Source organism: Microtetraspora sp. AC03309 (assembly GCF_020826795.1).
GTDB lineage: Bacteria > Actinomycetota > Actinomycetes > Streptosporangiales > Streptosporangiaceae > Microtetraspora > Microtetraspora glauca.
Window position 1 is genome coordinate 21,768 of the sequence record NZ_JADDIL010000080.1, and the last position, 22,483, is coordinate 44,250.

Annotated in this window: 16 protein-coding genes; 12 read left to right on the top strand and 4 right to left on the bottom strand. The window is 71.5% G+C overall.

Annotated features, from left to right (window positions below; genetic code table 11):
- Window positions 1-39 precede the first annotated feature (39 nt).
- Window positions 40-1,308: a lytic transglycosylase domain-containing protein gene (locus tag IMZ11_RS34845; RefSeq protein WP_228646694.1), complete on the bottom strand. Its 1,269-nt coding sequence runs from the start codon at window positions 1,306-1,308 to the stop codon at window positions 40-42.
- A gap of 226 nt (window positions 1,309-1,534) precedes the next feature.
- On the opposite strand from IMZ11_RS34845, the gene IMZ11_RS34850 reads away from it, so the two are divergent.
- From IMZ11_RS34850 to sepH, 3 genes are all read left to right on the top strand, one after another.
- Window positions 1,535-2,737, top strand: a complete 1,203-nt coding sequence (locus tag IMZ11_RS34850; protein ID WP_228646695.1) for an MFS transporter — start codon at window positions 1,535-1,537, stop codon at window positions 2,735-2,737.
- 163 nt (window positions 2,738-2,900) lie between these two features.
- Entirely contained in the window at window positions 2,901-4,178 is a 1,278-nt protein-coding gene (locus IMZ11_RS34855) for a D-arabinono-1,4-lactone oxidase (protein ID WP_228646696.1), read from the top strand.
- Between the two features lie 287 nt (window positions 4,179-4,465).
- On the top strand, window positions 4,466-6,535 hold the full coding sequence (gene sepH, locus IMZ11_RS34860) for a septation protein SepH (RefSeq protein ID WP_228646697.1): 2,070 nt from the start codon (window positions 4,466-4,468) through the stop codon (window positions 6,533-6,535).
- A gap of 290 nt (window positions 6,536-6,825) precedes the next feature.
- Here sepH and IMZ11_RS34865 read toward each other — a convergent pair whose 3' ends face one another.
- Window positions 6,826-7,428 (bottom strand): TetR/AcrR family transcriptional regulator, encoded by a 603-nt coding sequence (locus tag IMZ11_RS34865; RefSeq protein WP_228646698.1) that lies wholly within the window; start codon window positions 7,426-7,428, stop codon window positions 6,826-6,828.
- A gap of 73 nt (window positions 7,429-7,501) precedes the next feature.
- On the opposite strand from IMZ11_RS34865, the gene IMZ11_RS34870 reads away from it, so the two are divergent.
- The 3 genes from IMZ11_RS34870 (at window position 7,502) to IMZ11_RS34880 (ending at window position 10,755) form a co-directional block, all read left to right on the top strand.
- On the top strand, window positions 7,502-8,329 hold the full coding sequence (locus tag IMZ11_RS34870; protein ID WP_228646699.1) for a class I SAM-dependent methyltransferase: 828 nt from the start codon (window positions 7,502-7,504) through the stop codon (window positions 8,327-8,329).
- 621 nt (window positions 8,330-8,950) lie between these two features.
- Window positions 8,951-9,949: an ATP-binding cassette domain-containing protein gene (locus tag IMZ11_RS34875; RefSeq protein ID WP_228646700.1), complete on the top strand. Its 999-nt coding sequence runs from the start codon at window positions 8,951-8,953 to the stop codon at window positions 9,947-9,949.
- The gene (locus IMZ11_RS34880) at window positions 9,946-10,755 is read left to right on the top strand and encodes an ABC transporter permease (protein ID WP_228646701.1); all 810 of its coding nucleotides are present in this window, start codon (window positions 9,946-9,948) and stop codon (window positions 10,753-10,755) included. The genes IMZ11_RS34875 and IMZ11_RS34880 overlap by 4 nt, the downstream gene beginning before the upstream one ends.
- A gap of 71 nt (window positions 10,756-10,826) precedes the next feature.
- Here the strand turns inward: IMZ11_RS34880 and IMZ11_RS34885 are convergent, their stop codons facing one another.
- Window positions 10,827-14,081, bottom strand: coding sequence for a BTAD domain-containing putative transcriptional regulator (locus tag IMZ11_RS34885; protein ID WP_228646702.1), 3,255 nt, complete (start codon window positions 14,079-14,081; stop codon window positions 10,827-10,829).
- 279 nt (window positions 14,082-14,360) lie between these two features.
- On the opposite strand from IMZ11_RS34885, the gene IMZ11_RS34890 reads away from it, so the two are divergent.
- From IMZ11_RS34890 to IMZ11_RS34915, 6 genes are all read left to right on the top strand, one after another.
- Window positions 14,361-14,906: a YbhB/YbcL family Raf kinase inhibitor-like protein gene (locus IMZ11_RS34890; RefSeq protein WP_061255304.1), complete on the top strand. Its 546-nt coding sequence runs from the start codon at window positions 14,361-14,363 to the stop codon at window positions 14,904-14,906.
- 183 nt (window positions 14,907-15,089) lie between these two features.
- On the top strand, window positions 15,090-16,733 hold the full coding sequence (locus IMZ11_RS34895) for a hypothetical protein (protein ID WP_228646703.1): 1,644 nt from the start codon (window positions 15,090-15,092) through the stop codon (window positions 16,731-16,733).
- Window positions 16,734-16,785: 52 nt separating this feature from the next.
- Window positions 16,786-19,068: a SulP family inorganic anion transporter gene (locus IMZ11_RS34900; RefSeq protein WP_228646704.1), complete on the top strand. Its 2,283-nt coding sequence runs from the start codon at window positions 16,786-16,788 to the stop codon at window positions 19,066-19,068.
- Window positions 19,069-19,207: 139 nt separating this feature from the next.
- Window positions 19,208-20,224 (top strand): NAD-dependent epimerase/dehydratase family protein, encoded by a 1,017-nt coding sequence (locus tag IMZ11_RS34905; protein WP_228646705.1) that lies wholly within the window; start codon window positions 19,208-19,210, stop codon window positions 20,222-20,224.
- Window positions 20,225-20,262: 38 nt separating this feature from the next.
- Complete coding sequence (locus IMZ11_RS34910; protein ID WP_228646706.1) at window positions 20,263-20,877, top strand: type II toxin-antitoxin system PemK/MazF family toxin; 615 nt, start codon at window positions 20,263-20,265, stop codon at window positions 20,875-20,877.
- Between the two features lie 58 nt (window positions 20,878-20,935).
- Window positions 20,936-21,499: a hypothetical protein gene (locus IMZ11_RS34915; protein ID WP_228646707.1), complete on the top strand. Its 564-nt coding sequence runs from the start codon at window positions 20,936-20,938 to the stop codon at window positions 21,497-21,499.
- Window positions 21,500-21,737: 238 nt separating this feature from the next.
- Here IMZ11_RS34915 and IMZ11_RS34920 read toward each other — a convergent pair whose 3' ends face one another.
- Window positions 21,738-22,184, bottom strand: a complete 447-nt coding sequence (locus tag IMZ11_RS34920; RefSeq protein WP_228646708.1) for a GNAT family N-acetyltransferase — start codon at window positions 22,182-22,184, stop codon at window positions 21,738-21,740.
- Window positions 22,185-22,483 lie beyond the last annotated feature (299 nt).

Below are 22,483 nucleotides of genomic sequence, written 5' to 3' on the forward strand. Positions count from 1 at the left end.
CGCTGAACCCCCGCCGGGCCGACGCCCGCCGCCGGCGGATCAGCGGTAGGCCTGGGCGTACGCCTCGGCGAGGCCGAGGACCTTGTTCACGTAGTCCCACGAATGGTTGTAGAACCAGACGGCCTTCCTGAGCTTCTCCCCGCCGCGGGCCGCGCCGTTGGCGCAGAGGTACTTCGCCGCCGACGGCACCGCGTCGTAGGCGCTCCAGATGTCCGCCTTGCCGTCGCCGTCGCCGTCCACGCCGTACGACTTCCAGGTGGCGGGCATGAACTGCATCGGGCCGAGCGCGCCCGCGGAGGACGGGCCGTTGTTGCGGCCGTGCCCGCTCTCCACCTGGCCGATGGCGGCCAGCACGGTCCATGACAGGCCGGGGCACACCTCGGCCGACTTCCGGTAGAGCTCCAGGTAGCTGTCCGGCCGTCCCACCAGACCGTGCCCGGCCGTCCTGGTGGAGCCGCCGTCGCCGGCCTTCGTCGCGTCCCCGCCGCCCTTGCCGCCCTCGCCGTTCTTCGCGCCCTTCGTGTCCTTCGTGTTCCCGCCCGCGTTCCCGCCCGTGGTCCCGGCCGCCGGGACGGTGAGGACGTGCGCCTTCGCGCCGAGCACGCGCCCGACCCCGCGCGCGTCCGGAGAGTCCCCGTGGATCAGGACGACCACGCCGGGGGAGAATCCGAGCCGCCGCCCGAGGTCCACGCCGATCAGCCCGTCCACGGCGGGCAGGCCGAGGGACGCCGAGGCCGCCAGGCGCAGCCGCGGACCACCGTCCACCTGGTATTCCGCGCCGAGGTTCATGCCGAGCCGCCGGACCACCGCGGAGTCAGCGACGAGCTCGCCCCGGCTGAGCGCGCTCCACACCTCGGGGTGCTCGGCGACCGGCCGGGGAGTCCAGGACCGGAAACCGGCCGGATCGACGGCGAGGAGCTGCAACGAGTTGCCCGCGATGCGTATCGTGCCCCCGTCGGCCGCGGCGACCTTCCGTACGCGCTTGAGAGCGGCGAGCTTCCGCAGCGCGCCGTCGGACACCGCCGAGGTCATGATCGCCATCAGCTCGGGAGGGGTCACCTGGACGGCCGCGTCCGTGACCGGAGCGCTGGACGGGAGCGTGGCGTCGGGGCGCAGGGGCGCGCCGCCGCCGGTCCCATCTCCCCCGGCCGATCGCGGTGCCGGCGTCCGCCCGTCACCCCCGCCGTCCGCCGCCGCGGCGTTCCGGCCGTTCCCGCCGTCCGCCCTGCCATCCAATGGGCCGTCCGATCGGCCGTCCGCGAACACCATCGCGCCGCCCACGGCGCCGACGATCGCCAGCAAAGCCACCAGCCCCACCACAACCATGCGAAGTGACGCAAACCACGGAACAGGGGGCACCTGGTTCAGGTTAGACCCTCTGGCGTGCTGATCGAGAAATCACTTGCCAACCGCAGGGCGGTACGCCAGGGTCTGACAGGATAAGTGCACGTCCGCGTGCCGTGGGCGGGGGAGCCCGTGGCCGCATCCGATCACATCGAGGTGCCCGGACGCACAAGGTGCGAGGGGAATCGACATGGTTGGGCCGTACCGCGGGCTGCTTGGCACGCCCGGCGTCAAGGGCTTCGTCATCGCGGGATTCGTCGGCCGGATCCCGATGTCCATGCTCGGCATCGGCATCATCCTGCTCGTCTCGGAGCTGACCGGATCCTACGCCACGGCGGGCGCCGTCTCCGCGGTCCAGTCGGTGGCCTTCGCGGTCGCCGCCCCGCTGTCGGGCCGGCTCGTGGACCGGTTCGGCCAGGCCAGGGTGCTCGTCCCGCTGGTCTTCCTCCACGGCGTCGCGCTCGTCGCGCTGATGCTGTGCGCCCACGCCAAGCTGCCCATCTGGACCCTGTACGCCACCGGCATCGTCGTGGGAGGCGCCGCCACATCGCTGGGGTCGATGGTCCGGGCCCGGTGGTCGCACGTTCTCGACGATCCCTCGAAGCTGCACACGGCGTTCTCGTTCGAGTCCGTGGCCGACGAGGCGATCTTCGTGGCGGGTCCGGCCTTCGTCACCGCGCTGGCCACCGGCGTCAACGTCTACGCGGGGCTCATCGTCGCCGTCGTGCTCGCCGTCGGCGGCACCCTCGCCTTCGCCGCGCTCCGCGGCACGGAGCCGCCGGCCGTACGGCACCGCGAGCACTCGGGGTCGCCGATCGCGATCCCGGGAGTCGCGATGCTGGCGGTGGTGTTCCTCGCCGTGGGTTCGGTCTTCGGGTCGGTCGACATCGTCACCGTGGCGTTCGCCGAGGAGCAGGGCTCCAAGGGCCTGGCCGGCCTGATGCTCGCCTCGGTCGCGGGCGGCAGCATGATCTCCGGCCTGTGGTACGGCTCACGCCGCTGGAAGATCGCCCTGCGTGGCCGGCTCGTGCGCGGGCTGGGCGTGTTCGCCGTGGGGCTGACGCCGCTCATCCTGATGGGCAACGTCCCCACGATGAGCGTCGCGCTGTTCTTCGCGGGCCTGGCGATCTCCCCCACGCTGATCACCGGTTTCTCCCTCGTCGAGCGCCTGGTTCCCGCGTCGCAGCTCACCGAGGGCATGTCGTGGCTCTCGACGTCGCTCGGGTTCGGCGTGGCCATCGGCGCCTGGGCGGGGGGACGGCTCACCGACCTGTACGGAGCCTCCAACGCCTACGGTTTCCCCCTCATCTGCGCGCTGCTCGCCGTCGCCGTCGGGGTCGCCGGGTCAGCCTGGCTGCGCACTCCCGAGACGGCCGGCCAGGACGCCGTCTGACGGCGCCCGCCCGGGTCACGCCGGGGGGCGTGAGCGGCGTGAGCGCGGGCCGGTCCCGCCGGGAGCCGGCTCCCGGCCCCTCTTTCCCTGGTCTCACCTCTGGCCTCGGCCCATATTTCATGAGTATTGTTCATATTCTCCGAAATCGTGGGCTTGGATGGTCATGAGCGAGTTCCGCAACTGGGCTGGGAACCAGTCAGTCACCCCGGGCGAGGTCAGGACGCCCGCGTCCGCCGCCGAGGTGGCGCAAGCCGTACGGGACGCGGCGGACAGCGGGCGGCGGGTGCGCATGGTGGGCACCGGGCACTCCTTCACCGGCGTCGCCCTGGTCGACGGCATCATGCTGCGCCCCGACGCGCTCACCGGCGTCATCGCGACCGGCGACGACTGGGCCAAGGTCGCCGCCGGCACCCCGCTCCACGTGGTCAACGACGAACTGCACCGACGCGGCCTCGCCCTCGGCAACATGGGCGACATCACCGCGCAGACCATCGCGGGCGCGATCCAGACCGGCACCCACGGGACCGGCCGGGACATCGGCGGCCTCGCCGACCAGGTCATCGAGCTGGAACTGGTACTCGCCGACGGCACGATCACCACCGTGAGCGAGGGCCCGCTGTTCGACGCGGCCCGCGTGGGTCTCGGCGCGCTCGGCATCCTCACCGCGGTCACCTTCCGGGTGGAGCCGTCGTTCCTCCTCCACAGCCGCCGTGAGCCGCTGCCGTTCAGCGGCATCCTGGAGTCGTTGGACGAGCTGACCGCCGACAACGAGCACCTCGACTTCTTCTGGCTGCCGCACACCGACACCTGCCTGGCCAAGCGGAACAACCGGTCCCCCGGCCCGGCCAGGCCCACCGGTCCCTTCAAGCACTGGCTGGACAACGTCTTCCTGGAGAACACGATCTTCGGTGCCGCCTGCGCGACCGGCGCGAAGATCCCCGGCGCCATCCCGCGCATCAACGGGATCTCCGCCAGTCTGCTGAGCGCGTCCGAGTCCGTGGACACGTCGTACAAGATCTTCAACTCGGTTCGGGAGGTGCGCTTCCTGGAGATGGAGTACGCGATCCCGCGCGAGCACCTCGCCCGAGCCCTCCGCGAGACGCGTGACCTCATCGAACGGATGGACTGGAAGATCACCTTCCCGGTGGAGGTCCGCGTGACCCCTCCCTCTGACGCATGGCTGTCCACGGCGTACGGGAGGCCCAGTGCGTATATCGCCTGCCACGTCTACCGCCCGACGCCGAACCCGGCGTACTTCGAGGGCGTCGAGGAGATCATGACGAGACTTGAGGGACGCCCGCACTGGGGCAAGCTGCACACCCGGAACGCGGCCTACCTCTCGACGGCCTATCCCAAGTTCGCCGACTTCCTGGCCCTGCGGGACGAGCTCGACCCGCGGCGCCTGTTCACCAACGACTACCTGGACGGCGTCCTGGGCTGACCGGGCCGTCCCCGATCACCTCCCGACTCTGCTCACCGCCGCCCCGGAACCGGGCCGCGGCGGCCACCGCGACTCGCCGGAAACCTTCGAGGGCCGAGAACCGCTTGCGGGCACCGCCGCCCTGTAGAAAGGTGAATGCGACAAATGTGACTGGCGTCACGTCGCCTGCCACGCCCCTTGGGAAGGCGATGTTCGGACATGCCGGGTACGGTGCTGGAAGGCAACCGGCTCACGCGAGAGACTCAAGGGTCCGGGGGAAGATTGAGCACGACGACGAAGGGACTCGCATGCAGGAGCTCCGTCTCGTCGCGGTAAGTGAGGACGGCACCTACCTCGTTCTGGCGACGGCCGGGCGCGGTACGCGGTTCACACTTCCCGTCGACGACCGGCTCCGCGCTGCGGTCCGCGGCAACTTCTCCCGTCTCGGCCAGTACGAGATCGAAGTGGAGAGTCCGTTGCGTCCCAAGGAGATCCAGGCTCGCATCCGCGCCGGCGAGTCGGCGGAGGAGATCGCGGCCACCGCCGGTATCCCGGTGGAACGTGTCCGCTGGTTCGAGGGGCCCGTGCTCCAGGAGCGCGAGTACATGGCCCAGCAGGCGCAGCGCGTCGCCGTACGCCTTCCGGGCGAGAACACACCCGGGCCCACGCTCGGCGACCTGGTCGCGGAGCGGCTGACCCGGCGCGGCGTACCCGCCGACGAGATCGACTGGGACTCCTGCAAGCGCGACGACAACCTCTGGCGGGTGAAGCTCGGCTTCGTCTGGAACGGTCACACGCGGCACGCGGAGTGGCTGTTCGACCCGCGCCGCCGCCACATCACGCCCAACGACGACGAGGCGATGCGCCTGTCGGCGGCCGAGTACGTCGAGCCCGTCCCGCGCGAGGACACGACCGTGCGGCCGTTCCTGCCCCGCCTCGCGTCGAAGCTCGCACCCGTGCCGCCGCTTCCCGACGGCTCGCTCTCGATCCGGGCCGGTCGCACCGAGCCCGACTATCCGCCCGTACGGCACGAGCCCATGCGGCGGGACGAGCCGGTGTACGACGAGCCCGCCGCGCAGAGGGCCGAGACGGCCTACCTGCCCGAGCCGCCGATCGTCGCGGGCACGACCGCGTTCCGCCCGGATCCGGGCCGGGAGACGGCGTTCCACCTGCGCGAGCCCGTTCAGGAGCAGATCCAGGAGCAGATCACGGCACGGCCCGCTCCCCAGGCACCGGCCCCGGTTCACATGACCGGACCCGGCGTGGAGCGGCCCGGCGCCTTCGTCCCCGACCCCGCGGAAGCCGTGCCGCGGACCTCCCCCGCGCCCCCGGCCGGTACGGCGCACGAGCCCGCGATCGAGGCGACACCACGCGCCGAGGAGACACCGCGCGCCGAGGAACGGCTCTCCGTCGTTTCGGAGAGCGCGCCTTCGGCCGATCAGACGCGGGTCGCTCCCCCGGCGGTCGACGCGCCCAGGGTGGAGGCGCCCGCCACCATCGAGCATCCGTCGCGGCAGGTGGAGACCACGCCACAGGCGACGGCCGATGGCGCACGGCCTCCCGTCAAGGACGAGACCGGCACCCCCGACATCCCCGGCGCCGTGCCGCGGCAGCTCGTCACACCCGCTGTCGCGGACGTCGCGGCGGAGGAGAAGGCCGCCGTCACGGCGTCCGGAGACACCGGCACAGCGCCCGAGACCACACCCGCCGCCACACCCGCCGCCACGCCGGACGCGGCGTCCGCCACGCCCGACGCCCATTCCGTGCCGGATGCGGTGCCGGACGTGGTGCCGGACGTGGTGCCGGACGTGGTGAAGGATGTCGTGCCGAATGTCGTGCCGGATGTCGTGACACCGCCCGAGGCACAGGCCGTCACCGCACAGGCCGTCACCGCACAGGCCGTCACCGCACAGGCCGAGCCGGACGTTTCGCCGGAGGTCGGGCACGACACCGGGACGACTCCCCCGGCGGCCGAGGCCCGTCCCGAGCCCGTCTCACCCGAGCCCGAGCCCGAGCCCGAGCCCGAGCCCGCGGCTCAGGGCGAGGCCGCCGCTCCCGCGGCCACCGCTGAGCCCGCCGGTCCCGCGCCCACGGAACCCGAGCCTGAGCAGGCCAAGGAGCCAGTCGCCGTACCCGCGGCGAGGATCAGCGAAGAGCGCGCCGCACCACCACCAGTCCCGGCACCTGCGCCGGCCGCACCGGCGCCGGGCGCCAAGGGCACCGGCAAAGAGGCCGCGGCGGCGAAGGAGACGAAGCCCGAGCCGCCGGCTCCGCCCGCGCCCAAGCCCACCCCGGCGCGTCCCCGCAAGTCGCGTGGCCGCCGCGCCTCCGTGCCGACATGGGACGAGATCATGTTCGGCGCCCGCAAGCAGGAGTGACCCGCCGACTCGACCTGCGGCGGCTCAGCCGTCGATCCGGCCCGAGTTCTCCCCCCGATCGGGAGCGACGGCCACGAAGGGCGCGATCCACGCCGGGGTGACCTCGGCGGTGGTGGTGGCGATGTTCTGGTCCAGCGCCCATAGCCCGGCCCCGGCCCGCTGACGCGGTCGGCGATCTCCTTCAGCGTCTTCACCGACCTGCCGAGCCGGTCCGGCTTGGTGAACACCACCACGTCGCCGGGCCGCAGCGCATCCGTCATCGTGGACCCTATGCCGACACTCGGGGGTTCCTACTCCGGTCGTCGTCGCACGGCGTCGGCGATGACCCCTGTCACGAACTTGTCGACGACCGCCGTGGCCGGCGGGCCGGGGTCGCGGTCCGCGAACAGGAGATGACCGCCACCGACCAGGGAGAGGGTGAGCGAGTCGATGTCGGCGCCCGCCGCGATGCGGCCCAGTTCACGCTCATCGGCCAGATAATCGGAGATCGCGGTCGTGGCCTCGGCGAGGATCGCGATGCCACCTCCGGGCCTGGCTTGCCGCAGCCGCGCGCGCAACTCGTCCCGGAAGGTGATGAGCGGGATGATCGCCACCGGAACCGGTCCGAACAGGGTGGTCAGCGCACTGGTGAGGTTGTCGGCCACCGTGCCGGTACCGGCGGACTCGCGCAGCGCGCTCGCCTGCGTCTCGAGCCGCGCGGCCCGGTCGAGCACGAGGTCGGCGAGGAAGGCGTCGAAGTCGGTGAAGTGCCGGTGCAGGACGCCTTTGGCGCAGCCCGCCTCGTCGGTGACGGCCCGGCTGGTCAGCCCGTTCGGCCCGTCACGCAGAAGCACGCGTTCCGCAGCGTCGAACAGCTGCTGCCGGGCGTCGCGAAGGTGTACCCCCGTCGGCACTTAAGAGATCCTCTCGTGCGTCAACCAGCTGACATCTGTTGGCTAGTGGGCGTGCGCCCACTAAGGTGGGCGCATGCCCATCCTACCTCGAGAGCAACCAGAACCGTCCCCAGCGGATCCGCACAAGGCCCGACGGATGGCCGAGTCGTTCGGCGTGGACGCGCAACGCTACGACCAAGCCCGCCCCGGCTACCCCGATGCGTTGGTGACGCGGATCGTCACCGGGAGCCCCGGGCCTGACGTGCTCGACGTCGGCTGCGGTACCGGCATCGCGGCCCGCCAGTTCCAGGCCGCCGGCTGCACCGTGCTCGGCGTCGAGCCCGACGCTCGGATGGCCGACTTCGCGCGAGCCCGGGGCCTGCGGGTCGAGGTGGCGGCCTTCGAAGCCTGGCAGCCCGCCGGCCGGACGTTCGACGCGGTCGTCGCCGCCCAGTCATGGCACTGGGTGGATCCGGTCACCGGCGCCGCCAAGGCGGCACGTGTGCTGCGTCCAGGAGGACGGCTGGCGATCTTCGGGCACGTGTACGAGCCGCCTGCCGAGGTAGCCGAACCGTTCGCCGCCGCCTACCGGAGGGCGGCGCCCGACTCCCCGCTCAACGGCCAACCGGCCCGACGTCCGGTCGCCTTCTACCAGGCGGGATACGCGAAGTTCGCCGACAAGATCCGCGAGACCGAACAGTTCAACGATCCCGAACAGTGGCGATTCGACTGGGAGCAGTCCTACACGCGCGACGAATGGCTGGCCCTGCTACCCACCACCGGCGGCCTCACCCAACTCCGCCCCGATCAGCTGGCCGAGATACTGGACGCGGTCGGGGGCGCCGTCGACTCCCTGGGTGGACGCTTCACGATGAGCTACACCACCCTGGCCGCGACCGCCGTACGCGCCGGCGCCTCCTGAGTCCCACCCCCGAGTCGCCACCCGCCTAGGAATCCGCGCGGCCGTTCGACGCTCTGCCAGGCAGTTGGCGGAGTGCGGCCGGCCGCGTGGACGGCCGGCTCGACCGGGAGTCGCCGGCCGGGCGGATCGCCGGTGCCGACCGCCGACTCGTGTACGCCCTGTGGTCCGGGGCGTCGGGCCACAGGATGCCCGCCATCAGCGCCCGGGAGACGGACCGGCCGCAGAGGGCGATGAACGACAGAAGGCGCTCGGGTCCCCGGTGACAGGCATCTGATCGTCTCCGGCGAGTAGACGGAAACCGCCGAGAAGGGCGACCCGCAGCGGGCCGGTCTCAGCTCTCCATAATCCTCCCTCCTCGCATGGGAAACAGATGGGAACAGGATCCGACCGTCGGTTCCGCGGCGCTTTCCCTCCCCAGGTACCCGATATGTGATGAATCGCTGTGATTTTCACCGAATGGGTGGCCAACGTGCTTCCAATCGGATGTTCCCCGAGGTCACGCGGTGTCCGACCACACCTCTCAGCGCGCCGTCAGCGATATGTCAGCGCCGGCCGGAGAGGATCAGCGAAATGTCAGTGCCGTCCTCCAGAGTGGATCCGACACCGAAGAGAGAAGAGATCATGACATACGCGATTCAGGCCGAGGGTCTGGCCAAGCGTTATGGCGAGACCAGGGCGCTCGACGGGGTGGATCTGGAGGTGCCACGAGGCCGGCTGCTCGGCGTCCTCGGGCCGAACGGCGCGGGGAAGACCACCGCGGTGCGCGTCCTCGCCACATTGCTCAAGCCCGACGCGGGCCGCGCCCGGGTGGCCGGGTTCGACGTCGTCAAGCAGGCCCACCAGGTGCGGTCGCTGATCGGCCTGACCGGGCAGTACGCCGCGGTCGACGAGGCGCTGACCGGCGTGGAGAACCTCGTGATGATCGGCCGCCTGCTCGACATGCCGCGGGCCGAGGCCAAGCGGCGCGCCGCCGAGCTGCTCGACCGGTTCGACCTGACCGAGGCCGGCGGCCGGGCCGCGAAGACGTTCTCGGGCGGCATGCGCCGCAGGCTGGACCTCGCCGCGAGCCTGGTGGGCCACCCCCAGCTGCTGTTCCTGGACGAGCCGACGACCGGCCTCGACCCGCGCAGCCGCGCGGACCTGTGGGCGGTCGTCCGCGGACTGCGGGACGACGGCGTGACGGTGCTGCTCACCACGCAATATCTGGAGGAGGCCGACCAGCTCGCCGACGACATCGTGGTGTTCGACCACGGCAAGGTGATCGCGCGGGGCACGTCCGACGAGCTCAAGGCCACCACGGGCGCCCAGGTGCTGGAGGTGCGGCCGCTGCGGGCATCCCATCTGGACGTGGTCGCGGGTGTGGTGGGCGACGTTCTCGGCTCGGCGCCGGAGATCGCGGGCGGCCTGGTCACCGGCAGCGTTCGCGACCCCGCGCTGGTTCCCGCCATCGTGCGCCGCCTGGACGACCTCGGGGTGGTCGCGGCCGAGCTGTCGCTGCGCAAGTCCAGCCTCGACGAGGTCTTCCTGGCCCTGACCGGCCACCGCGCCGACGACGGCGGCGCCGACTCCCACGACGACACGCGGGACGGCACCGCGCGGAAGGAGGAGGTCGCGATATGACGACCTTCACGCAGACCGCCCCGGTCACCGCCTCCCCGAGGCCGGGGATCGCGGCGACCGTCCGCCACACCGCCACGCTCGCATGGCGGAGCCTGGTGCAGATCAAGCACAACCCGATGGAGCTCCTCGACCTGAGCGTCCAGCCGATCATGTTCCTGCTGCTGTTCACGTACGTGTTCGGCGGGGCGATCTCCGGCTCCACGGGTGACTACCTGCAGTTCTCGCTGCCGGGCCTGATCGCGCAGAACATGCTGTTCGCCAGCTTGACGACGGCGATCGGGCTGAACACCGACATCACCAAGGGCGTGTTCGACCGGCTGCGCAGCCTGCCGATCGCCCGCTCCGCACCGCTGACCGGGCGCATTCTCGCGGACACGCTCAAGCAGGTGTGGGCGTTCGCGCTGTTCCTCGGCCTCGGCATGGTCCTGGGGTTCCGGGTCCAGACCGGCGTGCTGGGGGTCGTGGGCGCCCTCGCGCTGCTGCTCACGTTCGCTCTGGCGCTGTCCTGGGCGGCGGTGCTCATCGGGCTGACCGCGGAGAACCAGGAGAAGGTGCAGATCGTGGCGTTCTCCCTGATGATGCCGATCACCTTCACCAGCAACGCCTTCGTGCCGACCGACACCATGCCGGGCTGGCTGCAGAAGTGGGTGGAGATCAACCCCGTCACCCACCTGGCCGACGCGGTCCGGGGCCTCCTCAGCGGTGGCCCGGTCGCCTCCAGCGCGACCATCTCCGTGCTCTGGGCGGCCGGTCTTGCGGTGGTGTTCGCCCCGCTGTCCGTCCGTGCCTTCCGCAACCGCACCTGAGCCGCGCCTGAACCACACCCGAGCCCACCTGTTGCTTTGGCCCGCCTTGTGCTCCGGGCCCACCGGGCCTCTCACGCCGAGGCGGCGGCGACCACCTCGTCGAACGGCATCCCCCGGCCGCGCTCGTACGACCGCGAGAACTCCTCGGGTCCGAGCGCGGCCTGCGCGTTCGCGGTGATGCGGGCGTGGTCGTAGGCGGTGACCTCCTCTATGCCGCGAATCGCGGCGGCGGCGCCGAGAAGGCTTGCGGCCAGTTCCGGCTCGTCGTCCAGCAGTGCCAGACCGGCCCGGGCGATCAGGATATATCCGATGATCGGCCCATCTTGCGACGTGAGGGCGGCGTCCAGCGCCTCCGCGTGCATCCGCCGGGACCGGACCGCGTCGCCCTCCTGCTCGGCGAGCAGCCCGAGGGACGCCCGCAGGGTCGCGAGGAACTGCGGCGGGTGCACCTCGGGTCCGTCGAGCATCCCCACGGCCTGCGCGTAGTGCATGCGGGCGAGGTCGAGGTCACCGTCCTCGCGGGCGAACTCTCCCTTGATGACGCACACGCCCGCCGCGCCGACCGGGTCGTCACCGTTCGCGCAGATGCGGGCCGCCTCGGCGAGCACCGCGATCGCCCCCGCGCGGTCACCCGCCGCGTTGAGGGTGAGCGCCAGCCGGCCCCGCATGTACGGGGTGTCGTCGGAGGCGCCGATCTCGTCGACGAACGCGATGGCCTCCCGCATGACCGGGATCGCCTCGGCGTTGTTCCCGCGCATGGCGCTGACCTCCGCGAGCGCGGACAGCGAGTTCGCGATGCCCCAGCGGTCTCCGGTCACGCGGAAGCCGTCCAGCGCGGCTCGCACGTCGGCCTCTCCCTCCTCGACCCTGCCGCTGTTGAAGTGCAGGTGACCGCGGAAAAGATGGGCGGAGGCGACCAGCCACGGATCCCGGTCGGCGAACAACTCCTCCAGGAGGGCGTCGATGGGGGCGTCCTGGCGCAGGAAGAGGTTCAGCACCGGCCGGGCGAGCGCGACGATCGGATGCAGCGAGCCTGGTTCGAGGAGCCCGGTCAGTAGGGAGACGCCTTCGAGTGCCTCCCTCGCCCGCTCCCAATCAGCGGATCCGCCCAGGACGGTCACTCCGTAGACCGCCAGCACCAGGGCCCGCCTGGCCGGATCCATGTCCTCGGGGACGATCCGGAGCACTTCGGCGGCACGTGCCGCGCCCTCCCCGCGGCGGCCGGCCAGCCACCAGTACCAGCCGAGGGCGCCGACCAACCGGACCGCCAGCTCCGCGGCGCCGCCGTCGACCGCCCGGCGCAGCGCGGCCGACAGGTTGTCCTGCTCTGCCGTCAGCCGCGCCAGCCACTCGACCTGGTCCCGCCCGCGCAACCGCGAGTCGGCGGTCTCCGCCAACTCGGTGAAATAGCCGGCGTGCGCCAGCTGTACGCGGTGCTCCTCGCCGGACTCGGCGAGCCGCTCGGCGGCGTAGGCCCTGATCGTCTCCAGCATCGTGTAACGCCCGCCGTCGTAGACGAGGAGGGACTTGTCCACCAGATGTCCGAGCAGGTCGACGGCCCAGCCGGACATGCCGGGACCGGCGCAGACCCGTTCTGCGCTCTCCAGCGTCGCCCCGCCCGCGAAGACCGACAGGCGCGCGGCGAGACGCCGCTCGTCCTCGTCCAGCAATTCCCAGCTCCACTCGACCACGGCGCGGAGCGTCTGGTGCCTCGGCAGCGCCGTACGGCTCCCGCTGGTGAGCAGGCGGAAACGGTCGTCGAGCCGGTCGGCGATCTGCGCGGCCGAGAGCGTGCGCAGCCGGGCGGCGGCCAGCTCGATCGCCAGGGGCATGCCGTCGAGCTCGCGGCAGATGCGTTCGACGGCGGGGCGCTCGCCGTCCACCGTGTAGCCGGACCGGGCGGCGGCGGCCCGGTCGGCGAACAGCCGGACGGCGTGATCGAGGTCGAGCGGCCGGACCGGCCACAACATCTCACCGGTGATCCCCAGCGGCTCGCGGCTGGTGGCGAGGACACGGACGTCCGGGCAGTCGGCCAGCAGCCGGTCCACCAGCACCGCGGCGGGCTCGATCAGGTGCTCGCAGTTGTCGAGCACGATCAGCATGCGCCGGCCCGCGAGAAGGCCGGCCAGCCGCCCCATGGGGTCGGTCTCGGCGTGCGGCGCACCCGGATGCCTGGTCATCAGGGACGCGTCCCTGAGGCCGAGCGAGGTGAGCACCGTCTGCGCGATCTCCTCAGGATCGCGCAGCGAGGCGAGCTCGACCAGCCACGCGCCGTCCGGCATGCGGGCGGAGAGGGCCTCGGCGGTCTCGACCGCCAGCCTCGTCTTGCCCGCCCCACCCGGCCCGAGGAGGGTGACCAGCCGGTGCCCGTCCAGCAGGTCCCCCGCGCGCTCGACGTCCGGCTCGCGCCCGACGAAGCTCGTCAGCCTGGCCCGCAGGTTGCCCTTGCGCGCGGCGGACGCGGGCCGCGTGGCGTCGTGATGCGGAGGGCCGTGATGCGGCGGGTCGTCACGCGGGGAGAGCAGGTCGTGACGCGGCGGGTCGTCACGCGGGGAGAGCAGGTCGTCATGCGGGTGGAGCGGGTCGCGGCGGAGCACGGCGAGGTGCAGCTCGGCGAGCTGGGGCGACGGGTCGGCGCCGAGCAGGTCGGCGAAGGAGGACCGGGCCTCCTCGTAGGCGGCGAGCGCCTCCACGTGCCGGCCGGACGCGTAGAGGGCCCGCATGAACTGGCCGCGCAACCGCTCGCGCAGCGGATGGGCCGTGATCAGGGAGCGGAGCTCGGGCAGCACCTCCGCGTGCCGTCCGAGCAGCAGGTCGGCGTCGATCCGGTCCTCGGTCGCGGCGATCCGCAGGTCGTCGAGCCGGGCGATCTCGGGCGCCCCGTCGGGCAGGTCGGGGAGCGCGGGCCCGCGCCAGAGGGCCAGGGCGTCCCGCAGGGTGCGCGCGGCACCGGCGGCGTCGCGCGCGGCCAGCTCGCGGCCGCCGTCCCGGCAGAGCCGGGTGAACAGGTGGACGTCCACCAGCTCGGGCGAGACGGCCAGGCGGTATCCGGAGGGGTGGGCGACCACCAGATCGCGGTCGATCACCGCGCGGAGCCGGGAGATCAGGGCCTGGAGCGCGTTGCCGACGCCGCTCGGCGGGTTGTCCTCCCACACTCCCGCGACGAGGGCGTCGACGGGAACGGCACTGCCCGCGTCGAGGAGCAGTGTCGTCAGGAGGGCGCGGAGCCGCTGTCCGCCGATCTCGATCAGCCGCCCGTCCTGGCGGACCTCGAGAGGACCGAGGACGGCGAATTTCAGACGCGTGTCCCGTTCCGTCCCCTCCATGCCTCGATTATCGGTGCCCGGAGGGGCCGGCGGGTCATCCGGCCGGAGGCGATCCGGGACCGGGCGCGAACATGCCCGTCCCGTCACTCCGGCACCGCCGGTGAGCACGGCGATCATGCCACTCCGGCACCGCCGGTGAGCACGGCGGTCATGTCACTCCGGCACCACCGGTGAGCACGGGTATCGCGTCGTCACGGGACCGCTCGCGGTGGCGGCCGGAGGAACGGATCGGCGCGATCCGGTCAGCGCACCGTCCAGATCCGCGTAGCATCATCGGGCATGGGGTCGCCGAACAAGTCAGGACGCGCGCGGCGTGCCGCCGCCATAGCGGCGGTGGCGCTCACCGCGACGGGCTGCGGGATCCTGGGCGGCGGCTCGCCCAGGAACCTCGACGTGATCAGTGTGTCGAGCCCGCGGTTCCGCGACGGCGCTCCCTTGCCGCACGGCTACTCCTGCAATGGAGGGATGGGCAACCCGCCCCTCCGCTGGTCGGGTACGTCGGGTGCCAAGTCGGTGGCCCTTGTGGTCGACGACAACAGCCCTCGAAGCGAAGCGGAGGTGCACTGGGTGGTCTTCAACATCGATCCCAACACCACTGAACTGGGCGAGAACGGCGTCCCCCGAGGTGCCCGACAGGGCCAGACGACAACGGGGAAGGTCGGGTACGTGCCGCCGTGCGCCACCGAGGGAAACTACCGTTTCACGGTGTACGCCCTCGACGCGAAGCTCGATCTCCAGCAGGGCTCCGCCCTCGCGGATACCTTGCAGCACATCGCCGATCACACCATCGCCCGCGGGCGTCTCACTGCGGCGAACATCGAGTGACATGGTGAACACCTCAGGTAGCAGTGCCTCACCAATCTTCACCAAGGGTGTGACAACGGTCATCGTGGTCGAGCAGAATCGGATCCAATTGCTGAGCGCAGGTGAACAAAGGGGGCAGGTCGCGTCGATGGCCGCGCGACCTCACCGGCGCCGCTGGAAGGCCATGGCCTTGAGGGTGGTGCTATGATCGCGGTCATTTTTGGCCTCGTCGCCGTCGTGCTCTTGGTGCTGGTGGTCGTGGCCATGGGCATGCGGTCGATGAACCGCAGGGAGAGCGCGCTCTCTCCCGAGCGGATCAAGGCGATGGCCGAGAACAAGGGTCCTAAACCCCGGCGGCCGGCCGAGGACACGTTCTTCGAGAGTTTCCCCAAGGGCTTCGACGCCTTCGAGGAGCCCCCGGCCAAGCGCCCGGCCGGCCCCCGTCCGGCGCCCCGTCCCGGCGGCCGCCAGGCCTCGCGCCCCGCGCAGCGCGGCGGCAAGCAGCCCGCCGCCGCCCGCGGCCGTCGCGGGGTGGACGAGTGGGGCGAGCAGGACGATTACGACGACGACTACTGGACCCGCGTCCGCGCCGACGACGGCGGTTACGACGGCGCGGCCGGAGGGCAGGCCGGTAAGCCCCGCACCGGCGCCGCCTCACCCGATCCCGACGCCGTCACACTCCAGGGCTCCTTGCCGCAGCATTCCGGCGCGTCCGGCCTGGCCGATCTGGTCGAACCCCGGCGCGCCACCCCCGCCTCGGCACTCGCCGAGCAGAAGACCATGACCTTCTCCGCCCCGGCCTCCGACGCGCTGAGCGCTCTGGGCACCCCGGCGCCCGCCTCGCGGCCTGACCCGCTGCTCGACCGCGGCGCCCCGATGCCCACCGGCCCGTTCGCGGCCTCTCAGCCGAGCGGTCCCTTCCCCGCCCCGCTTGCGGGCGATCCGCTGGACACCTCCCGCGGCAGCGGCTCCTTCGAGGCCGTACGCGGCGCGACACCGTCCACCGGCCCGTTCGAGAGCGTGATGCCGTCCACCGGGATGTTTGAGGCCATCCGCGACACCGGCCCCGCCCCGTCCACCGCCTCCGGCTCGTTCGAGGACGCGATCCCGTCCACCGGGATGTTCGAGGCCATCCGCGACACCGGCCCCGCCCCGACCTCCGCCCGCTCCACCGGCTCGTTCGAGACCACCGCCCCCTCCACGGGGATGTTCGAGCGGCCCGCCTCCTACGACGCGCCTCCGGCCGACCCCTACGGACCGACGGGGCGGTTCACCTCCGACACCGGCCCCTCCTACGCGGTGCCTCCGGCGAGCCCGGCTCCCCTCCCCTCGACTCCGCCCGTGGACGAGCCCGTCTGGGGGCAGGCGTCCCACACGCCGCCTCCGGCGGCCACACCGGCCTGGCCGGGCGCGCGCGACGTGCTCGACGACCCCGAGCCGCCGCACGGCTACCAGACCCCCTCCTACGGCGGGTACTCCTCGGACCAGACCTATCCGCCCACCCCCTCCTCGGCGTCCTACGAGGTGAGCGCCGGCTGGGCGACGATCGACGACTCCGACACGGTGACCGGGCCCACCCCCGCCTCCGGACTTCCCACCAGCCCCTCCAGGGCGGTCTCTCCCACCGCTGACGCCTCCCCGGCAGCGCCGTACGAGCCCGACTACTACGGGCAGGATCGGCAGCAGGGATACCCGAGCACGCCCGAGCCGTCCGCGTGGCCGGAGCAGAACCCCGGCGGCAGCTGGCCCTCCTACGACGAGCTGTACGGCGGCGCCACTCCGGAGCCGAGCGGACGCCGGGGCAGCCACCGCACCCCCGAGAGCGACTATCCCGACTATTACCGCTGACTTTCCTCCCGCTTGCCTGACCTGCGCGTGATCCCTGCCATAGGGTCGCGTCATGACGGAGAGTGGCTATACGAATACAAAGCGTGATTGGCGGTCGGTTCTCCGGCACGACTTTCCCGCTTCGCTGGTGGTTTTCCTCGTCGCGGTGCCCCTCTCCCTCGGGATAGCCGTCGCGTCCGGTGCGCCGATCGCCGCGGGACTGGTCGCGGCGGTCGTCGGCGGCGTGGTCGCGGGCGCCCTGGGCGGGTCCGTGGTCCAGGTCAGCGGTCCGGCCGCCGGGCTGTCCCTGGTGGTCGCCGACCTCGTCCACACGTACGGCTGGCGCGCCACCTGCATGATCACGCTGATTGCGGGGCTGGTGCAGCTCCTGCTGGGGGTCTTCCGGGTGGCGCGGGCGGCCCTGGCCGTCTCCCCCGCCGTCGTCCACGGGATGCTCGCCGGGGTGGGCGTCGTGATCGCGTTGTCGCAGCTGCACATCGTTCTCGGCGGCCAGCCGCAGAAGTCCGCCGTGGAGAACCTGTTGGAGCTGCCCTCACAGATCATGAACAACCACGGCCACGCCGTCATGGTGGGCGTCATCACCATCGCGGTCATGCTCGTGTGGAACCGGCTCCCCCGTCTGCGCGCGGTCCCCGCACCGCTCGCCGCCCTCCTGATCGGGGCGCTCCCGGCGAGCGTGCTGGGCTGGGACATCACCAGGGTGGACCTGACCGGCGGGTTCTCGTCGCTTCAGGGTCCGGTGCTGCCGGCGGGCGACTGGCACGCCATCGTCTCTGCCGTGCTGCTGGTCTCCCTCCTCGCCGGGGTCGAGTCCCTGCTCACCTGCGTCGCGTCCGACCGGATGCACAGCGGACCGCGCGCCGACCTCGACCGGGAGCTGACCGCGCAGGGGGCGGCCAACGTGATCTCGGGAGCGCTCGGCGGGCTGCCCGTGGCCGGCGTGGTCGTACGGACCACCACCAACGTGCGGGCGGGGGCGCGCAGCCGGTGGTCGACGGTGCTGCACGGCGTGTGGGTCCTGCTCTTCACCCTGGCCTTCGGCTGGGCGATCATGCTGATCCCGATGGAGGCGCTCGCCGCCCTGCTGCTCTTCATCGGCGTCCAGATGGTGAACGTCGCCCATGTGCGCAACCTGCGCGGGCACGGCGAGATGCCGGTCTACTTCGTCACCATGGCGGGCGTGGTGCTGATCGGGCTCGCCGAGGGCGTCCTGATCGGGCTCGGCCTGGCCGCGCTGCTCGCGCTCCGCCGCCTCACCTGGCTCTCGGTGCAGGTACGGCCCGACGCCGGCTGCTGGCGCGTCGTCGTCACCGGCTCGCTCACCTTTCTCGGCGTGCCCCGGCTGACCGACTCGCTGCGGGCCATCCCCGCCGGCTCGGCGGTGGAGCTCGACCTGCACGTCGACTTCATGGACAACGCCGCCTTCGAGGCGCTGCACGCCTGGCGGCTGGAACACGAACGGACCGGCGGCACGATCGACATCGACGAGCTGCACGACGAGTGGTACTCAGCCGCCGTGAGCGGCACCCGGATGTTCCCGGCCAAGAGCCCGTTCCGGCACGACCGGTGGTGGCTGCCCTGGGCGTACCGGCGTTCCGGCCCCCCTTCCGGTGAGGTCGGCCCGGACGCGGTTACCGCCGTGGCGGTCGCCGAGGCGGAAGCCGTACCGGATCTGCTGAAGGGGACCCGGGAGTTCCAGCGGCGGACGGCCCCGCTGGTGCGGCCGCTGCTGACCCGGTTGGCACGCAGGCAGGCGCCGTCGCATCTGTTCATCACGTGCGCCGACTCGCGGATCGTGCCGAACATCATCACCGCGAGCGGGCCAGGCGACCTGTTCACGGTCCGCAACATCGGCAACCTGGTCCCCCGCCATCGCATGGCGCCGCACGACGACTCCCTCATGGCCGCGGTCGAGTACGCCGTGGGGGTCCTGGCGGTGCGGACGATCACGGTGTGCGGGCACTCCGGCTGCGGCGCGATGGCGGCCCTGCTGGGTGAGGTCCCGCCCGCACCGGCCGAGTGGGAGGCGGTGTTCGGGACGGACTTCCCCTCCCTGCGCGGCTGGCTCCGCCACGGACGGCACACCCTCGCCCGGTTCGTGGCGTCGGAGAGCGCGGGGGACGACGCGGGCCCGCTGGACCGGCTCTGCCGGGTGAACGTGATCCAGCAGCTGGACAACCTGCGTTCTCATCCCCGTGTGGACGCCCTGGTCCGGTCGGGGAAGCTGGAACTTTCCGGCCTGTACTTCGACATCGGCTCGGCGAGCGTCCACGTGCTGCACCAGGAGCGCTTCACGCCCGTACCCGAGCTACGGGCCGCGGCGGGCACCGGATGAAGCAGGGGTACGCCGGGTGCGGCCGCTTCGTGGTCTCCCGCCTGCCGCGAGGCTGCTCTCCCGTTCACCCTGAGCACACGTCGTCCGCTCACCGTGAAACGCCGGAGACACGCGCCGCCATCGGGCTGAGGATGACGGTATGAAAATCTTGGTTATCGGTGGCTCGGTGTTCCTCGGCCGGGCGATCGTGGCGGAGGCGCTCCGCCAGGGTCACGAGGTCACGACATTCAACCGCGGCAAGAGCGGGCCGGACGCGCCCGGGGTCGAGGCGGTGCACGGCGACCGCGGCGTGTCCGCCGACCTGGACCGTCTCGTCGAGGGCCGCACGTGGGACCTCGTGATCGACGTGTGCGGCTTCGTCCCGCGGGTCGTCCTCGACTCCGTACGGAGGTTGTCCGGGCACGCCGGGCACTACACGTTCATCTCCAGCATCTCCGCGTTCCCCGGTTTCCCCGCCGAGATGGAGCTGAACGAGGACTCCCCCCGGTACGAGTGCCCGCCGGACGCGGACAGCGAGTACGGCGACTACGGCGTGCTCAAGGCCGGCTGCGAGCGGGCGGTCGAGGAGCACTTCGACGGGCAGACCCTGATCATCGACCCGGGCCTCATCCTCGGGCCGCACGAGAACGTCGGGCGGCTGCCGTGGTGGCTCACCCGGATCGCCCGCGGGGGCAGGGTGCTCGCGCCCGGCGACCCCTCGCGGGCCATGCAGCTCATCGACGCCCGGGACATCGCGGCCTTCACGGTGGACCAGGCGGCCAAGGGCACCACGGGCCGGTTCCTCACGTCGGGGGTGCCGGGCAACACGACGTACGGCGACTGGCTGCGGGACTGCGTCGAGGTCACCGGCTCCGACGCCGAACTGGTCTGGGTCGACGACTCCGTCCTCCTCGAACACGACGTCCAGATGTGGACCGAGATGCCGCTGTGGGCCCCGGACAGCCCCGAGATGTCGGGCGTCTGGCTGCCGTCGTCGGCAAAGGCGCTCGCCGCCGGTCTCACCTGCCGCCCCGTCAGCGAGACGGTCCGGGATACGTGGGCGTGGCTGAAGGACATTCCGGAGGACCAGCGCAGCTTCGGGTCCTCCATGCTGAGCCACGGCATCGACCCCGAGAAGGAGGCCCGCATCCTCGCCGCGTGGGACGCCCGTTCCTGATCTCCGTTCCGTTTACACGTGGCTCTAGGCTTGCGGCCATGCGGGATCTGTCACTGTTCGTCACCCTGATCATCGTGGCGGCCGCCGTACTCGCCGTGGCCCTCACCGCCACGGCGAAGCGGCGGGGCCGGAAGCCGGACCGGCCCTCGACCGCCTCGCGCGGCAGCACGCGAGGCGGCTCGCCTGGCGGCTCACCGCGCGGGCGGGGAGCCGAGGCGCCGTCCAGACGACCGCAGGGGCGCCCCACAGGCCGCGCGACAGGCGCCCCTGCCTCATCCGGTCGGCGACGGGGCGAGCCGTCCCGTGGACGCCCTCAGCCGCCGGACACGGGCACGGCGCAGCGCCCCGGGGAGATCTGGTGGGCGGACGTGCCCTTCGAGGACGGGCCCGGTTCCAAGGTCCGGCCCTGCGTGGTGTTGAGAACGCACCGGGGTGGCGCCGAGGTGCTGAAGATCACCAGCCAGGATCAGCGCCATCGCGACGACCACATCGAGATCCCCACGCGTACGTGGGACCACGACGCCGACCACAACAGCTTCCTCGACCTGAGCGACCCGATCCGGGTCACCACCGCCGCCTTCCAGGACCGCGCCGGAGAGCTGGATCCCAAGATCTGGCGGCACGTCTGCTCCCTCCACGGAATCCCCCGCTAGCCGGGTTCGCATGACCGGCAGGCTTTCGGCGATCTGAAGATCATGGTAAGGGTCTCCCATGCGCCGCTCCCCGGCAGCCTTACTGGCGATCATCGGCTTCGTCGTCGCCATTGGCGCCGCCTTCGTGCTCACGCTGACGTCGCTGCTCCCCCCTCAGGACCAGACCGATCTCAGCTCCGCGGCGGCGCCCTCGCCGTCGGCCTCTCAGGTGGCCGATGAGGAGCCGGAGGAGGAAGAGGACCTGCCACCGGAGCAACGCCTCCCCGCGGGAACCGCGTTGCCGCTCAGGATCGATCAGGAGACCCGTGACCTGCTCAGTGCCGCGGCACGGGCCGCCGTCGATCCCTCGGGTCCCGCGAAGAGAGCCGTGGACGTGACCGACAGCGGCACCATCTACTACGGCGAGATCTACGGCACGACCCCCGATGCCGATGCCTACTACGTCGTCGCTGCCATCGACCGGCTGTACTTCTGGAAGCTGGAAGGCGACGGGTCTTGGCAATACCGAGGCGACTATGACGCACGGGTGTGCATGCCCCCCGTTCCCTCCGTGCTCAACAAGGCGTGGGGCGCACCTTTCGGGGGCGGGCCGACCCCGAACCCGGTCCCCACATGCACCTGACCGGCCGGCCTCATGGCGTCCGTTCGCGGAGATCGATCCGGTCGCACGCCTACCAGGACCGGCTCCGCACCTTCACGCGCCCACACCCCGCCCTTTACGGCGGCGGCGCTCGATTCTCGGCCGTGTGGGGAGGCGAACTGCTCGTACAAGATCTCTGCCTGCGCTCGTGGTCCATGATTGTCCACGAGTGTCCAGCGTCGTTCGTCGGCGTCGTCACGCGGTTGGTCACGCAGCGGATTCAAGGCTGCCGGCGAGTCATGATGACGAATCCGCGGCCGTCCGTTGTGGCGTTGAAGGTTCTGGTGGGCACGAAGCCGAGTTTCTGAACGACCTGCTGGGCACGGATGTTGAAGCTGGCGACGGTCACCCGAAAGGCCATGGGCCGGAAACGTGCGGCGCCGTACTCCAGGCCGGCGGCGATTGCCTGCTCACCGAGACCACGGCCCGTCAATTCGGGACGTAGACCTCCACCCGTGTCAAGCGCTGATTCGTCGTACTCACCGCCTGGTACGCGGCCGTCACGGCCGAACACGCGATAGCCGATGAGTTCCCCCTTATCCACGAGGGCGACATATCCGTTTCGGGGATCTGTGAAGAACTCCGGATCCGTACCAACGAGGTCGTAGCAGTCATAAGGCGCGGGATAACGCCATGTGACGATGTCGGCCGCGTACTCGTCGGTCATATTAACGATCTCCACGACACCCATGGGAGCAAGTCAGGCGCTGTTGAGTCAACAGGCGCTCAAGCTGCGCATCGCTCATTTCGAGGTACGACAACCGCTAGAACGGCCGACTCACTTGCCCGAACAGGGGATATACCGCCGGTATACGACCTCCTGGATATGGTTGCCGCATCCTGCGATCAAGAAGGAGGCCAATGAAAGCGGGAGTAAGAAAAGCGCTCAAGGCGGCTGTGATCGGTGGGCTGATGGCCGGAGCGGTGATTGTTCCGACGACGGCCGCGCACGCGGCGTCCTGGAAC